12 protein-coding genes are annotated in these 15,290 nt (G+C 58.9%); 3 read left to right on the top strand and 9 right to left on the bottom strand.

The genetic code is table 11. The features are described 5' to 3' along the window. Positions 1 to 62: 62 nt before the first annotated feature. Positions 63 to 647 (top strand): type II toxin-antitoxin system PemK/MazF family toxin, encoded by a 585-nt coding sequence (locus CKV89_RS07330; RefSeq protein WP_034401527.1) that lies wholly within the window; start codon positions 63 to 65, stop codon positions 645 to 647. Positions 648 to 714: 67 nt separating this feature from the next. Here CKV89_RS07330 and CKV89_RS07325 read toward each other — a convergent pair whose 3' ends face one another. The 3 genes from CKV89_RS07325 to hrpA all read right to left on the bottom strand — a co-directional run bounded on the left by CKV89_RS07325 (position 715) and on the right by hrpA (position 6,778). Further along, on the bottom strand, positions 715 to 2,379 hold the full coding sequence (locus tag CKV89_RS07325; protein ID WP_028327712.1) for an RNA polymerase sigma factor: 1,665 nt from the start codon (positions 2,377 to 2,379) through the stop codon (positions 715 to 717). A 9-nt stretch (positions 2,380 to 2,388) separates the two neighbouring features. Further along, positions 2,389 to 2,523 (bottom strand): hypothetical protein, encoded by a 135-nt coding sequence (locus tag CKV89_RS12535; RefSeq protein ID WP_267879304.1) that lies wholly within the window; start codon positions 2,521 to 2,523, stop codon positions 2,389 to 2,391. A 226-nt stretch (positions 2,524 to 2,749) separates the two neighbouring features. After that, positions 2,750 to 6,778: an ATP-dependent RNA helicase HrpA gene (hrpA, locus tag CKV89_RS07320; protein ID WP_231935352.1), complete on the bottom strand. Its 4,029-nt coding sequence runs from the start codon at positions 6,776 to 6,778 to the stop codon at positions 2,750 to 2,752. Between the two features lie 205 nt (positions 6,779 to 6,983). Between hrpA and CKV89_RS07315 the strand changes: the two genes are divergently transcribed. Beyond that, the gene (locus CKV89_RS07315) at positions 6,984 to 8,378 is read left to right on the top strand and encodes a uracil-xanthine permease family protein (protein WP_084441350.1); all 1,395 of its coding nucleotides are present in this window, start codon (positions 6,984 to 6,986) and stop codon (positions 8,376 to 8,378) included. Between the two features lie 57 nt (positions 8,379 to 8,435). Next, positions 8,436 to 8,756, top strand: a complete 321-nt coding sequence (locus tag CKV89_RS07310) for a putative quinol monooxygenase (RefSeq protein WP_028327711.1) — start codon at positions 8,436 to 8,438, stop codon at positions 8,754 to 8,756. Between the two features lie 80 nt (positions 8,757 to 8,836). On the opposite strand, the gene mnhG is transcribed toward CKV89_RS07310, so the two are convergent. The 6 genes from mnhG to CKV89_RS07280 are packed head-to-tail and all read right to left on the bottom strand — an operon-like array spanning position 8,837 to position 15,220. Then, the gene (gene mnhG, locus CKV89_RS07305; RefSeq protein WP_028327710.1) at positions 8,837 to 9,175 is read right to left on the bottom strand and encodes a monovalent cation/H(+) antiporter subunit G; all 339 of its coding nucleotides are present in this window, start codon (positions 9,173 to 9,175) and stop codon (positions 8,837 to 8,839) included. Then, the gene (locus CKV89_RS07300; RefSeq protein WP_231935351.1) at positions 9,172 to 9,552 is read right to left on the bottom strand and encodes a monovalent cation/H+ antiporter complex subunit F; all 381 of its coding nucleotides are present in this window, start codon (positions 9,550 to 9,552) and stop codon (positions 9,172 to 9,174) included. Before CKV89_RS07300 ends, mnhG begins: the two co-directional genes overlap by 4 nt. Then, positions 9,549 to 10,154 (bottom strand): Na+/H+ antiporter subunit E, encoded by a 606-nt coding sequence (locus CKV89_RS07295; RefSeq protein ID WP_051277690.1) that lies wholly within the window; start codon positions 10,152 to 10,154, stop codon positions 9,549 to 9,551. The genes CKV89_RS07300 and CKV89_RS07295 overlap by 4 nt, the downstream gene beginning before the upstream one ends. After that, positions 10,147 to 11,805 carry a Na+/H+ antiporter subunit D gene (locus CKV89_RS07290; protein WP_034401517.1) on the bottom strand — a complete coding sequence of 553 codons (1,659 nt, stop codon included), beginning with the start codon at positions 11,803 to 11,805 and terminating at the stop codon, positions 10,147 to 10,149. Before CKV89_RS07290 ends, CKV89_RS07295 begins: the two co-directional genes overlap by 8 nt. Before the next feature lie 38 nt (positions 11,806 to 11,843). Continuing rightward, complete coding sequence (locus tag CKV89_RS07285; protein ID WP_034401472.1) at positions 11,844 to 12,293, bottom strand: NADH-quinone oxidoreductase subunit K; 450 nt, start codon at positions 12,291 to 12,293, stop codon at positions 11,844 to 11,846. Beyond that, complete coding sequence (locus CKV89_RS07280) at positions 12,290 to 15,220, bottom strand: Na+/H+ antiporter subunit A (RefSeq protein ID WP_231935350.1); 2,931 nt, start codon at positions 15,218 to 15,220, stop codon at positions 12,290 to 12,292. Before CKV89_RS07280 ends, CKV89_RS07285 begins: the two co-directional genes overlap by 4 nt. Between the last annotated feature and the right edge of the window lie 70 nt (positions 15,221 to 15,290).

Here is a 15,290-nt window from a genome sequence, read left to right as displayed (position 1 = left end):
CCACGACTTCAACAGCACCTTGGGGCATGCTCCACGCCACCGCCACCGGCTACGCTTCCGGCGTGTCATTCAACTTCCAACGTCTTGGACGTGAACTGCTCCGTTTCCTCCTGCGATTCGCTGGAGAAGAACTCCAGCGACGCACCGAAAACACCCCGCCAGAGAAGAAAACACAACACGCCACCACCGCCCCGGCACCATCGGAAGCGCCCCCAACTCCACGCCCCCCAGCCAGCCGCCGCACACCCACCACCAACAGCGGCGCACCAGAGAACATCACTTACTCCCCCAACCGCAATGGTCGCCCAGACCCCGGCGAAGTCGTTTGGGCTTGGGTGCCCTTTGAAGAAGACCCATCCCAAGGCAAAGACCGACCCGTCCTGGTTCTGAGCATCGAAGGCAACACCGTCCACGCCCTCCAACTCACCAGCAAAGACCACGACCGAGACGCCGCACAAGAAGCACGCGCCGGACGATTTTGGATGGATATCGGCACCGGTGCCTGGGACCGCCAAGGACGCCCCAGCGAAGTACGCCTCAATCGACTTTTGGCCCTACCAGCCGACAGCATCCGCCGCGAAGGCGCCGCCCTGGACCGCGACATCTTCGAATCTGTCGTTGCGGCCTCAGCGAAATACCGCCACTAACACCACCCACGCATATAGCGGCGGGGGCGGTACACATATGTGTACCGCCCCCGCCGCTATACCGCGATCAGTCCAAGTAGTCGCGCAACACCTGAGAACGCGACGGGTGACGCAGCTTACTCATCGTCTTCGACTCGATCTGACGGATACGCTCACGCGTCACGCCATACACCTTGCCGATCTCATCGAGAGTCTTCGGCTGACCATCAGTCAAACCGAAACGCATCGACACCACGCCCGCCTCACGCTCAGAAAGCGTGTCTAGCACCGAGTGCAACTGCTCCTGCAACAACGTGAAGCTCACCGCGTCAGCAGGAACCACAGCCTCAGAGTCCTCAATGAGGTCACCGAACTCGCTGTCGCCATCCTCACCCAGCGGAGTGTGCAGAGAAATTGGCTCACGCCCATACTTCTGCACCTCGACAACGCGCTCAGGCGTCATGTCGAGCTCCTTGGCCAGCTCCTCCGGCGTGGGTTCGCGACCCAAATCCTGCAGCATCTGGCGCTGCACCCGAGCCAACTTGTTGATGACCTCAACCATGTGCACCGGAATACGAATGGTGCGAGCCTGGTCAGCCATAGCACGAGTGATGGCCTGGCGAATCCACCACGTCGCATACGTCGAGAACTTGAAGCCCTTCGTGTAGTCGAACTTCTCAACCGCACGAATCAGACCGAGGTTGCCTTCCTGGATCAAGTCCAGGAACAACATTCCACGCCCCGTGTACCGCTTAGCCAGCGAAACCACCAGACGAAGGTTGGCCTCCAGCAAGTGGTTCTTGGCGTTACGGCCATCCATGATCACCCAACGCAAATCGCGGGTCAGCATCGGATCGAACTCTTCACGCTCAAGAATTTTCTCAGCGAACAAACCCGCCTCAATACGCTTAGCAAGATCAACCTCTTGCTCAGCGTTAAGGAGGGCGACCTTACCGATCTGCTTCAAGTAGTCCTTGACCGGGTCGGCCGTAGCACCAGCAGTGACAACCTGCTGCGCCGGGGCATCTTCCTCATCATCGTCACGCAGAACAAAGCCCGACTCTTCAGAGCCATCGTTCTTGTCGTCCTTCTTAGACTTGCGTGAACGCCTGCCCCGAGGAGTGACCTCTTCACCGTCATCATCTTCAGGCTCGTCATCAACGAGATCGTGGTCGGTGTCAACAAGGTCATCGACAATAGGCTCATCGAATTCCTCAGACACGACATCGAGATCGTCCTCGAGCTCCGGATCTTCCTTCGCGGCCTTACGGGTACGCGTAGTTTTCGCAGCCGCCGACTTCGCCGTCGAACGCGTCGCGCGCTTACGCGGCGCTGGCTTGTCCGCAGCCTCTTCCGATCCCTCCGCCGCGTCAGCCGCAGGCGCGACCTTCTTCGTCGTGGCCCGGCTAGTACGCCGCGTCGTAGTACCAGCGGCCTTAGTCGACTTACGCCGCGGCGTACGCTTACGCGGCTTGTCACCAAGGCCTTCAGCAACAGCCTGCGCTGCGTGATTCGCATCAAGAGTGACCGTGATGCCACTCATCTCAAGAGCACGCAACACCGCCTTCTGACGCGCCAAAGTCAATTCAGCCGCGACCAGCGCGCGCTGAACGGAAACACTGTCGACGGTTCCTGTGGCGGCACCAGCCGCCAGCAGCTCGGCGATGGCCGGGTGCGAGAACTCGGCCGGAAGAGGCTTGGTTCCATTCTTACCGGTTGGGGCTTCTGCGGAGGCGTTCGCCACGTGCTGCACCGACACCTTTCACGTAGGTTGGTAGGTCAGTCGCATTCCTGCTCGGACGGCTAGCGCGGCTCGTGTCTCACCGCTCATCTCGCGGGACATTACGGAGCCGGGGTGTTTAAGTGCCGAATCGCAGGCAAAAATGACTTGCACCATTATAACTTCTTGCACACATCTCCCTCGTCACACACGCAAAACCGCAGGCCGTGGCCCACCATGCGAAAGCAACTCAGTCAACGCAGGAATGCCAACGCAACACCGGCCGCAATAATTCCGCCACTTGAGCACAACGCCCAAAAAACCGAAAAAACACAGCAGACCGCGCCAACGACGGCTTCCTACACACCCCATCGGCACCACAACCGACTACCCCAACACCCCTCTAATCACGAGCATCCTCCACCCGATCCATCGCCGCATAAATCCGCTTCTCAGACACAGGAACAGCCGTCCCCAACCGCTGCGCGAACAAACTCACCCGCAACTCCTCCACGAGCCAACGCAACTGCACAACATCAGCCGCACCATGCTCAGTCACAGGCAACTTCGCCACAACCGCCAACCGTTCCTGCTCCACCCGCGCCACAACCTCAGCCGAGGCTGCATCCTTACGCAGATCCAACGGACCCTTCTCGATCCGAACCAACATGGCCTGCAAATACCGCGCCACATGCGCCAACTGCTTCATACCCGTCGCAGCAACAAACCCCGGATACACCAACCCAGCAAGCTGCTGCTCCATATCAGCACGCATCTGCTTAACCCGATCCGCATGCATCGCATCCAGCGCCAACCGCACCTTCAACGACCGCTCCAACACCGGAACCACCATGTCAACAATGTCCATCACATGCGGCACAACCTCCCGCTTAACCGCAGCCAACACCTGATCAAACGCCTCAGCAGTACGGATCCGCGCCGACATCCCCGACTCCTGCTCAGCGATAATCGCATCCACCGCTGCCGCCAACACATCCTCCAGCAACGCATCAATGCCACCATGCGGGTTATTACCCAACGCCAACCGCTGAGAATTACTCAACAACGTCAAAATGCGCTGCCACGGCGCCGTCGAATTCAACAAAACCAGCCGCCGCAAACCATCATGCGTAGCCGTCTCCTGCTGCCGACGCGTCCCCAACACCTCAATCGCCACCGAATCACCATGATCGACCAGCGCCGGGAACCCCTTCACCGTGTTCTTTCCGCGCTTACCCTCAAACTCACTAGGAAGCTCACCGAAATCCCACGACGTCACCGCTTTGCGCTCCAAATCAGCAGCGGCCTTCTTCATCGTTCCACGTACCTTCGGCGCCAGCTCCTCCTGCAACGCCTCCAAATCCTTACCCTCAGCAATGGCGCGCCGCCGGTCATCCTCCACAGTGAAACTCATTCGCAAATGCGCAGGTAAAGAAGCAATACCCCACTCCCCCTCCGGCACCCGCTTACCCGTGACGATATACAGACCCCGCGCCAACTCATCCGCAAAAGACAACCCCGACTCAGGACCCGAACCCGGCTCCGGCTCACCCTCAACACTGATCGCTGCCAACGCCGCCCGCGCCCGATCCGGAGCAGGAACAAACTGCTTACGCGTCGCCTTAGGTAACGACTTCACCAACGCAATCGCCAGATCCTCACGCAAACCCGGAACCAGCCAGTCAAACCCCACATTCTCCACCTGGTTCAACACCGCCAGCGGAATATGGCACGTCACGCCATCAGCAGCGCCACCTGGATCAAACTCATACGTCAACCGGAAAGACAGCTCCCCCTGCTGCCACACATGCGGATACTTCGCCCGCAATGCCTCATCCAACGGGCCATCGCCAGCATTAGCCGTATCCGCAACCAACACATCCTGCGTAAACGTCAACAAATCCGGATCCGCGCGACGCGCATCCTTCCACCACGCATCAAACGCAGCACCACTAGTCACCGACGCCGGAATGCGCTCGTCATAAAACGCAACCAAATCCGAATCATCAACAAGCAAATCACGACGACGAGCCCGCGACTCCAACTCTGCCAACCGATCCAACAACTTACGGTTGTCATGGAAAAACCGATGCGGCGTATCCCAATCGCCCTCCACCAAGGCATGCCGAATAAACAAATCACGCGCCAATTGCGGATCAATCGGCGCCAACGCCACCCGCCGACCAATCACCAACGGCACACCAAACAATGTCACCCGCTCATCAGCGATAGCCGCAGCACGCCCACGACTCCACCTCGGCTCCGAATGCGACCGCTTCACCACATGCGCCGCCGCCTCCTCAACATCCACCGCCGACGTCACCGCATTCGTCCGCGCCCACAACCGCGTCGTCTCCACCAGCTCGGCACTCATCACCCACTCCGGGTTTACCCGCCGCAGTACCGAACCATGCCCAATGGCAAAACGCGCACCCCGGGCACCCACGTACTCCCGCTTCTCTTGATCCCACGCCCCCACCTGCGACAACAACCCCGTCAACAACGCCTGATGCACCGCCGAAGCCGGAGAAGTCCCCGTGCCCACCCGCAAACCAAGCTCCTTGACCGTGTCCCGCAACTGCGACACCAAGTCCTGCCATTCCCTAAACCGCAAGAAATGCAAATACTCATCCCGACACAACCGACGGAACGCCGAACCAGACAAAACACGCTGCTGCTCAGACAAGTAATCCCACACAGCCAACAACGTCATAAAGTCCGAACCCTCGACCTTAAAACGCGCATGCGCCTGATCAGCACGAGCAGAATCACCCCCCTCCGAAGGACGCTCCCGCACATCCTGAATACTTAACCCCGCAACAATCACAATCACTTCACGCAACGTCCCGTTACGATCCGCCGCAATCAACATCCGCGCCAACCGCGGATCAACCGGAATACGAGCAATATCCCGCCCCAACCGCGTCAAACGATGAGGACCCTTCTCCCCCGCCTCAATCGCCCCCAACTCCTGCAACAACCGCACACCATCAGAAATCTGGCGACGATCCGGCGGATCAACAAACGGGAACCCTGAAATATCACCCAACCCCAACGAGATCATCTGCAAAATCACACTCGCCAAATTGGTCCGCATGATTTCCGGATCCGTAAACTCCGGCCGGCCAGCGAAATCTTCCTCGCTATACAAACGAATCGCCACACCATCAGACAAACGCCCCGAACGACCCGAACGCTGATTAGCACTTGCCTGACTAATCGCCTCAATCGGCAAACGCTGAACCTTCGTCCGCTGATTAAAACGACTAATACGCGCCGTACCCGTATCCACCACATACCGAATACCCGGAACCGTCAACGACGTCTCCGCCACATTCGTCGACACAACAATGCGCCGCCCCGAATGCCCCGCAAAAATCCGATGCTGCTCCGCCGCAGATAAACGCCCATACAACGGCAACACCTGCGTATCTGGAAACTTCATCGCCTCCAACGCATCAACAGCATCACGGATCTCCCGCTCCCCCGAACAAAACACCAAAACATCCTGATCACCGCCATCCCCACGGCTCTCAGTCCATAACTCCTCCACCGCCTCAGTAATCCCATAAACCTGATCCACCTCCACCTCAACCCGCTCACCAGAACGCGAAACCTGCTCACGCACAAGCGGCCGATAACGAATCTCCACCGGATATGTACGCCCCGACACCTCCAAAATCGGCGCAGGACGACCATCCGGACCAGCGAAATGATTCGCAAACTTTTCCGGATCAATCGTCGCCGAAGTAACAATCACCTTCAAATCAGGACGCTTCGGCAATAACTGACGCAAATACCCCAAAATAAAATCAATATTGAGACTCCGCTCATGAGCCTCATCAATAATGATCGTGTCATAACGACGCAAATAACGATCCCGCTGCAACTCCGCCAGCAAAATCCCATCCGTCATCACCTTCACCAAGGTGTCCCGACTCGACGCATCGTTAAAACGCACTTGATACCCAACCGCACCCCCAATCTCAACCCCCAACTCCTCAGCCAACCGCTCCGCCACCGAACGCGCAGCAATACGCCGCGGCTGCGTATGCCCAATCTGCCCATCAATACCCCGCCCCAACTCCAAACACATCTTCGGAATCTGCGTGGTCTTCCCCGACCCCGTCTCACCAGCAATCACCACCACCTGGTTCTCACGAATCGCCGCAAGGATCTCATCCCGCACCCCCGCCACCGGCAAATGCTCCGGATACGACACCTGCGGAACCGCAGCCAACCGCGCCTGACGACGCTTAGCCCGCGCCGCATCCCGCGCCGCCCGCTCCTCCTGCGTCAACGGACGCCGCACCACACGGCCACCCCGACCGCGACCCCGACCAGAAGAACGACCACCCCCAGAACGTCCCCCACTCACGCCACCAACACCAGACTCAGAACGACCACGGGAGGAATCAAACGCATCAGGCACGCGCACCAATATAAAGGCGCACCACCCAGCAGCCTCCCTCACCCCAGCCACCGGGACAGCCCAACCCACGCCCAACACCCCTACAGCTACGCTGTTGCGCAACCCAGCCACGGACGGCACCAACCGCCCCACATCAACCGGGGCGCCCAACCCCTCACCCCACCGCCACCACGCCCACCAGCGGCGCGGCTACAAGGAGAACACCATGCCCTCACTCGGGTGGAAACTTCACTCAGATGGCCGAACCATCACACCCGGGGCAGTCGTCGCCCCCGAAGAACGCCTCTCCTGGCCATTCACCATCAGCATCGGCGCCCAACACGTCGTCGCCATGTTCGGCGCAACATTCCTCGTCCCCCGACTCACCGGATTCCCACCCTCCACCACACTCTTCTTCTCCGCCATCGGCACCCTCCTCTTCCTAGCAATCACCGGCGGACGACTCCCCAGCTACCTCGGCTCCAGCTTCGCCCTCATCGCACCCATCACCGCCGCCACCGCCTCCCACGGCGCCGGATCCGCACTCGGCGGCGTCATCGCCGTCGGTGCACTCCTGGCACTCATCGGAGCAATCGTCCACGTCGCCGGCGCACGCTGGATCGACACAATCATGCCCCCCACCGTCACCGGCGCCATCGTCGCTCTCATCGGCTTCAACCTTGCCCCCGCTGCCTGGAACAACGTCAAAGAAGCACCCATCACTGCCACCGTCACCATCCTGGCAATCATCCTCACCACCGTCCTGTTCAAAGGACTCATCGGACGCCTATCCATCCTCATCGGCGTCCTCGTCGGCTACGCCACCGCCCTCACCCGCGGCGAAGTCACCTTCACCGAAGTCGACAAAGCATCATGGTTCGGCCTACCCACCTTCCACACCCCCACCTTCGAACCATCCGTCCTTGCCATGTTCCTACCCGTCGTAGTCGTCCTCATCGCCGAAAACATCGGACACGTCAAATCCGTCGCAGCCATGACCGGACGCGACCTCGACGACATCACCGGACGCGCACTCTTCGCCGACGGCATCTCCACCATGCTCGCAGGCTCCGGAGGCGGATCCGGAACCACCACCTACGCCGAAAACATCGGCGTCATGGCCGCCACCCGCGTCTACTCCACCGCCGCCTACGTCGTCGCCGGACTCTTCGCCCTAGCACTAAGCATGATCCCCAAATTCGGCGAACTCATTAACACCATCCCCAGCGGAGTCCTCGGCGGCGCAGCCACCGTCCTCTACGGCATGATCGGCATGCTCGGCGTACGCATCTGGGTACAAAACCGCGTCGACTTCTCCGACCCAGTCAACCTCAACACCGCAGCCCTAGCCCTGGTCATCGGCATCGCTGACTTCACCTGGGTCCTCGGCGGCCTCACCTTCAACGGCATCGCCCTAGGAACCGGCGCCGCCCTCATCGTCTACCACCTCATGCGCACCCTCTCCCGCCTACGCGGCACCACCGTCGAAGCCCCCTCCCCCGCATCCGCACCCGCCGGAACCGAAATAACCACCACCGGCGAACACACACCAGACCGCTGGGCCGAACGCCCCACCCCACCACTAACCAAAAAACCAAACCCCGCCCCCACACAACAATGACAACCCCACCGCACAACTCACCCAGCGAAGAGCACCAACCTCCGTTAGCGTGAACGCATGATCCTCATCAACGTCAAATTCTTCATCAAACCCGAACACGCAGATAACTGGCCAGAAATCAGCCGCCCCTTCACCGAAGCAACCAGAGCCGAAGAAGGCAACCTCTGGTTCGAATGGTCACGCAGCATCGAAGACCCCAACACCTACATCCTCCTCGAAGCATTCACCGACGAAGGAGCTGAACCCCACGTTTCCAGCGAACACTTCGAAACAATGAAAAAAGAATTCCCCCAATACCTCACCCAAACCCCCCAAATCATCAGCAAACAGGTCGAAAACGGCCAATGGGGCCCCATGGGAGAACTCAACATCTCCTAACCCCCAGCCCCAGACAAAACACAAGTGCCTGGTAACTGACCTATGTAACAAGTCAGCTACCAGGCACTTGCGTACCTGCCCTACCCACCCTGCCCCGAAACCTCACCCTCATCAGCCTTATCCGAGCGCGCCAATGCGTAATACCCCCGCCCAGTCATATGACCCGACGTTGGCACCGTGATCATCTGAAAAACACCCACCAACAACAACATCCCCAAATCAATCCACGACGGCAACCTCAACCCCACCGCCAACAACACCAACAACACCCCCAAAGTCTGCGGCTTAGCAGCCGCATGCACCCGACTAAAAAAGTCCCGAAACCGCCCCAACCCCACAGCAGCCGTCAAACACAAAAACGACCCCACAAACAACGCCGCCAGCGCCACCCAATCAGCAACCTGCTCCACAACGCTCACCGACGATCCCCCTGACCTGTAGAAAACTGCCCCTCACCAGAACCGTCACCCTCACCCTCCAACAAAACCCGCCCATCCACCACCGGCGCCAACGACCTTGGCTGCACCGCATCATCAGCATGCGCCGCAAACCGCGCCACCGCCAACGAAGACACAAACCCCACCAACGACAACGAAATAAGAATCGACACCGTCGAACCATCCCGCGTCGCCGCAATATATAAACCAAGAACACACACGACCGTCGACACCAACACCTCGTTAGCAATCGCCCGGTCAACCGCCGTTGGGCCCACCACCATCCGAAAAACCGACAACAACGCAGAAACCAACAACATCACTACGCACGCACCAACAATCCACAGCTGAACGCTCACCGCTGCACCTGCCCCTCAACTCCAGACGCCACAGACCGCGAACGCCGCCGACCACGCAACACTGCCTCCGGATTCTCTGCCAACGCCCGAATCACCCGCTCCTCCTGCGACTGCGCTTTCCGCAACGCCACCCGCAACGACTCCTCATCAGGCGCATCAAAAATATGCAACAGCATCCACCCCTCACTCGGAGACAAATCCACCACCACTGACCCCGGAACCAACGCGTTCATCTCCGCATTCACCACAGCGATCAACTCGTTATCCGAACGCAGCGGCACCCACAACAACCGCCCCTGCGGCTGCCACCCCACCTGCAACGCCCTCGCAGCAACCTGAAAACTCGCCACCACCAGATCAACACCAAAACGCAACCAGAGCACCAGCATCGCCCACAGCCGCACCCGCACACCCAAAATCAACGGCGGCAACGGGAATAGCATCAAAATTCCCGCAGCCAACAGCATCCCGCCAACAACGTTCAGCCAGGTAGCCCTCCCCCACAGCAACACCCACACCAACACCAACAGCACAAACTGCACCGGCTGCACACGCCTACGCACAGCCCGGAACTGGCGCCTAAAAGCCCCTGAATCAACCACGGCAAACACTCCCCTCGCCACACCCAGCTGGGAACACCGCACGCACATACGACGTCCGCGACAACAAATCCAAAGCCGCCCGATCTGTCACCCCATACAACGGGCCAGCAACCAACGTGAACGCACACGAAACCGCCACCAACGACGCAGCAGGGATAAATAACCCACGCGGAACATGCTGATTAGCCTGCCCCTGCAGCTCACGCAACCGATCAGGCTCAATCGCTGGACTGGACTCCGTCGCCGCGAACTCACGCTCCCCAGCAGGAACCACCACATCAGCAGAAATCTCCGTCACCGGCCGCCGCCAGAACGCCCTGGCCCACACTCGCGACACCGCATACAGCGTCAACAAACTCGTTACCACTGCACCGGCCATCAGCGCATACGAGACCACACCCCCGGCCTGTGCGCCCGCATGCAGCAACCCAATCTTCCCCAACCATCCCGAGAACGGAGGAATGCCACCCAAGTTCACTGCAGGAATGAAAAACAACACGGAAATCATCGGAGCCGTACGCGCTAAACCACCCAACTCAGCCAACGACGTCGTCCCCGCTCGATGCTCGATCAACCCCGTCACCAAGAAAAGACTCGTCTGCACAACAATGTGATGACACGTGTAAAAAATAGCCGCCGACAAGCCTATCTGATTACCGACCGCTAACCCAAACACCAAATAACCAATATGACTAATCAGCGTAAAAGACAACAAACGCTTAATGTCATCCTGCGCAATAGCACCCAAAATCCCGAAAAGCATGGTCAACAAGGCAGCCCACATGAGCAAGCCATTCAATCGACCATCAGGGAACAACAGCGTCTGGGTACGCAACATCGCGTACACGCCCACCTTGGTCAACAGGCCAGCAAAAACCGCAGTCACCGGAGCAGGGGCAGTCGGATACGAGTCCGGAAGCCAGCCCATCATCGGGAACAGCGCAGCCTTAATCCCAAAACCAATCAACAACAAAGCCGACAGCGTCAGCGCCCCACCCGAAGACAACTCAGGAATCCGCACCGCCAACTGCGCCAAATTCACTGTGCCGGTGGCCGCATACACAAAAGCGATCGCAGCCAAGAAAAACAACGAACTCAGCAAATTAACAAAAACATAGTTGACGCCAGCGCGCACTCGCTCTTCCGTACCACCCAATGTAAGCAGCACAAAACTAGCGACCAGCAACATTTCGAAACCAACATAAATATGAAACAAATCCCCAGAAATAAACGTGGTTCCAACCCCAGCAGCCAACACCAACAACGTCGGGTGAAAAATTGGCAGCGGAGCCTCACCATCACCCACATCAGCGCTAGAACGTCCCTGCCCAATCGAATACATCATGACCGCGAAAGTCACGATCGTGGACACCAACACCATCAGCGACGTCAACCGGTCAACAATCAACGTCACCCCCATAGGAGCTGCCCACCCGGCAGCCTGCATCACCTGAGGGCCATACACATCCGCTCGATACACCAACAAAGACGACGCGATCAGCACACCCAGAAACACACAGATCGTGATGATCCGCTGGACCTTCTCTTTACGAACCGCAACCAGAGTTAGCCCGGCACCAATCAGCGGCAAAGTCACCGGCAAAGGAACCAGCCACGTCCACGGATCCACCTCGCCAGCCGGAGAAGGCATATTTCCACCAGCGATCACATCCACCAACGCCATCGCACTCACTGCGGCCCTCCTTCACGCTTACTTTCAGGGCCGCTTACCGGCACAGACTGCACATCCCCACCTCGCCCCGGGTGGTGACCGCCTGGATCAGGGTCATCTCCCGGATCTGGCTGGTCCAAATCATCGGCGTAAGCACTGTCAGACATGTCATTTTCAGCAGCACGACGAGCAATACGCGCATCCTCATCGTCATCGGTAATGATGTCGCTGCTAGACAACTGCCACGCCCGATGAGCAAGCGCCATGACAAAACCAGTCAAAGCCAGCGTGATCACAATCGCAGACTTGCCCGCCGCGCCACCAGCAGCAAGAAACAACAGATTCACCGCATTGCCCATCAGCACAACACCGATGAACGAACGCACAATGCCTCGCTCCAGAAGCAACACAACACCGCACGCCATCATCACCCCGACAGCAACAGCCAATGGAAGGTTAGAAATCACCGCGACAGTCCTTCCATCGAATCTGTTCCACCCTGCCTTCGATCAAACGAAGAACTGATCGGTGAAAAATCAGGAGCACATGTGGTGATGCGTCCATTCAAGGAGTCTTCTTCCATCTGTCGGTCAAGGGCTGACCCAAGGCTGCGGAGCATATCCAACACGAGCCCAATCACCACGAGATAAACACCCACGTCAAACAAAACCGACGTCACAAAGTGGACCTCGCCAATCAGCGGTAGATGAAGTTCGAATGTCCACGTCTGCAAAACGTGCCCGCCAAAGAGCATCGACACCACACCAAAACCCGCGGAAAGAAACAAACCACTTCCCAGCAGCGCACCAGGCAAGATCGGCGCAGCAGCTCGTAGTTCGTCACGCCCGCCAGCTAGGTAACGCACAGTCAGGGCAAGACCAGCAACCATGCCTGCCGCAAAACCGCCACCTGGGGCGTTGTGCCCCGCGAACAGCAGGTACACCGACCACAGCAAAATTGAATGGAACACCAACCGGGCAACAACCTCGATGAGTACCGACCGTCGTTCTCCAGTCACAAACCCGGCAGTCGAAACAAGCCAGGACTGTTGCACTCCCGGCTGTGAAGCAGGCACTGCCTGCTGGGCTTGCCGTAGTCGTTTTCCTGTCTTGCTGAGTTTTCGGGGTCGAATACGCTCCATGTTTTCTTCGCGGAGGAAGATCAGGCTGGCGATGCCCGTTGCTGCGGCCAAGGCGACAGAGATCTCCCCCATCGTGTCCCAGGCACGGATGTCGACCAGGATGATGTTGACGATGTTTGTTCCGCCTCCGAATGGATATGCCAGTTCGGCCATTCCATCGGATGCCGGTCGGTGAACGCGCAAGGCCGGCATAAGTAGGGCAAGTGCGGTGAAGATGACACCGACGATCGCTCCGAAAACAACTCGCCAAATACGCAGGGATGTTGATGCTGTGATGTCGAATCGGGTTCGCAGGCGGCGCAGCACGAGAACGAACACGACGATGGAGAACGTTTCGGCCAGTGCTTGGGTTAATGCCAGATCTGGTGCGCCATAAACGAGGTACATCATGGCGCAGCCGTATCCGGTGGTACCGGCCATGAAAATGGCTCGAAGGCGGCGGCGAGAGCGGACAGATGCGATAGCGGCCGTGCACAGAACCAGGGCGATAGCGGCTTGGGGCCAAGCTGCAGCGTTATCTGTGTGGATGCGCTGCCAGTCCTGCGAGGTAAGTAGCAAGGTCCCGCCAGGAACGACGATGAAGACAGTCAAGATCAAGGACAGCGACAGTGGCAGCGATCCACGTTGGAGCAGACCGGTCGTTTCTAGCGAAAGACGATCAAGACCACGCATGCAAAGCCAGTAAGCATCTCGTGCGGACAACAACTGTGGGACGTTGTTTTGGAATCGGTAAACGTGTCTGCTGAGCAGGATGAGAACGCTTCCTGCGGCCCAGGTAAGCAGCGTCAGAAGCAGGGCTGGGGTGATGCCATGCCAGAGAGCAAGGTGAAGGTCTGCGGCGTGCGAGGGGGTGTCACTTGCGCGGCGCAAGATGGGTTCAAGATAAGTGCAGAAAATCCCGAGTGCAATGCTCCCGGCGGAAAGGATGAGTGGAATACCGGTCAGGAGGGGACCAGGGGCATGAACTGGGGTTTTTTCGAGTTCAGGGTTGTTACGGAAGGCGCCCCACACGAATCGCCAGCTGTAGGCCAGGGTCAGGGCTGAGCCAGCGACGAGAACTCCTAGGACAATCTTTCCGTAGGGCAACGGCGAGTGCAGGTAAGCGTCATAGGCAGCTTCTTTTCCTACGAAACCGAGCAGGGGTGGAAGGCCAGCCATGCTTGCGGCGGAAATGATTGTGGCGATGAAAAGTCCGGGCATGGAGTGCCGTAGACCGGATAGTCGGCGCAGGTCGCGGGTGCCGGTGGAGTGGTCGATGGCTCCAACGATGAGGAAGAGCGCGCCTTTGTAGAGCGCGTGGGCGAGCAGGAGGGTGGTACCAGCTAGGGCAGTGTTTGGGTATCCGGAGCCGACGAGAATGATGAGGAATCCGAGCTGGCTGACGGTGCCGAAGGCGAGGAGGAGTTTGAGGTCGTGTTGGCGTAGGGATCGGTAGGCGCCGATGATCATCGTTGCGCATCCGACTGTGAGGACAAGAGGGCGCCAGGTGGGGGCGTCGGCGAAGGATGGCGCTAGTCGGGCTACGAGGTAAATGCCAGCTTTAACCATGGCTGCCGCGTGCAGGTAGGCGCTGACTGGGGTGGGGGCGGCCATGGCGCCGGGTAGCCAGAAGTGGAAGGGCACCTGGGCGGATTTGCTCAGGGCCCCGATGAGGATGAGGACGATGGCTGTGTTGGTGATGGGGCTATCGAGGGGGGTGGTGCCAAGTAGCTGGGACAGGCGGTATGTTCCAGCTTGTTCGCCGAGGAGGATGATGCCGATGAGCATGGCCAGGCCACCGAAGCTGGTGACAACGAGTGCTTGGGTGGCGGCGATGCGGCTGGATCTGCTTTCGGGTCGGTGCCCGACGAGCAGGTAGGACCCGACGGTAGTCAGTTCCCAGAAGAGGTAGAGCAGGAGGGCGTCATCGCTGGTGACGAGGCCAAGCATGGCTCCAGCGAAGGCGACCAGGGTTCCAGCGAAGCGCCCGAGTCCTGGTTCGTCGTCGGAGAAGTAGCCTGCGCAGTAGGCAAGTACGAGTGCTCCTATTCCACCGACGACCAGGCATAGCAGCCAGGAGAGTGTGTCGAGTCTGAAAGTGAGGGTGAGGTTGAGGGTGGGGATCCACGGGTAGGTTTCGATGAGAGGGCTACCCAGGGCTGCCGGTGTCTGTGTAAGTGCCCATGCGAATGTCATTGCCGGTGGTGCTGCGAGGATCCAGAATCCTTTGGAGCGGAAGCGGTCAATGATGAATGGGGACAGGACAGCGGCCACTGCATGGATGGTGAGCAGAACGACCACTGAGGGAACCTCCTCTTGGGCTCACGGTGTGGTGAGCCTCGAC

Source organism: Dermatophilus congolensis (genome assembly GCF_900187045.1).
Lineage (GTDB): Bacteria > Actinomycetota > Actinomycetes > Actinomycetales > Dermatophilaceae > Dermatophilus > Dermatophilus congolensis.
The sequence above is the reverse complement of the archived record's forward strand: the minus strand, read 5'-3'. Positions and strand labels throughout refer to the sequence as shown.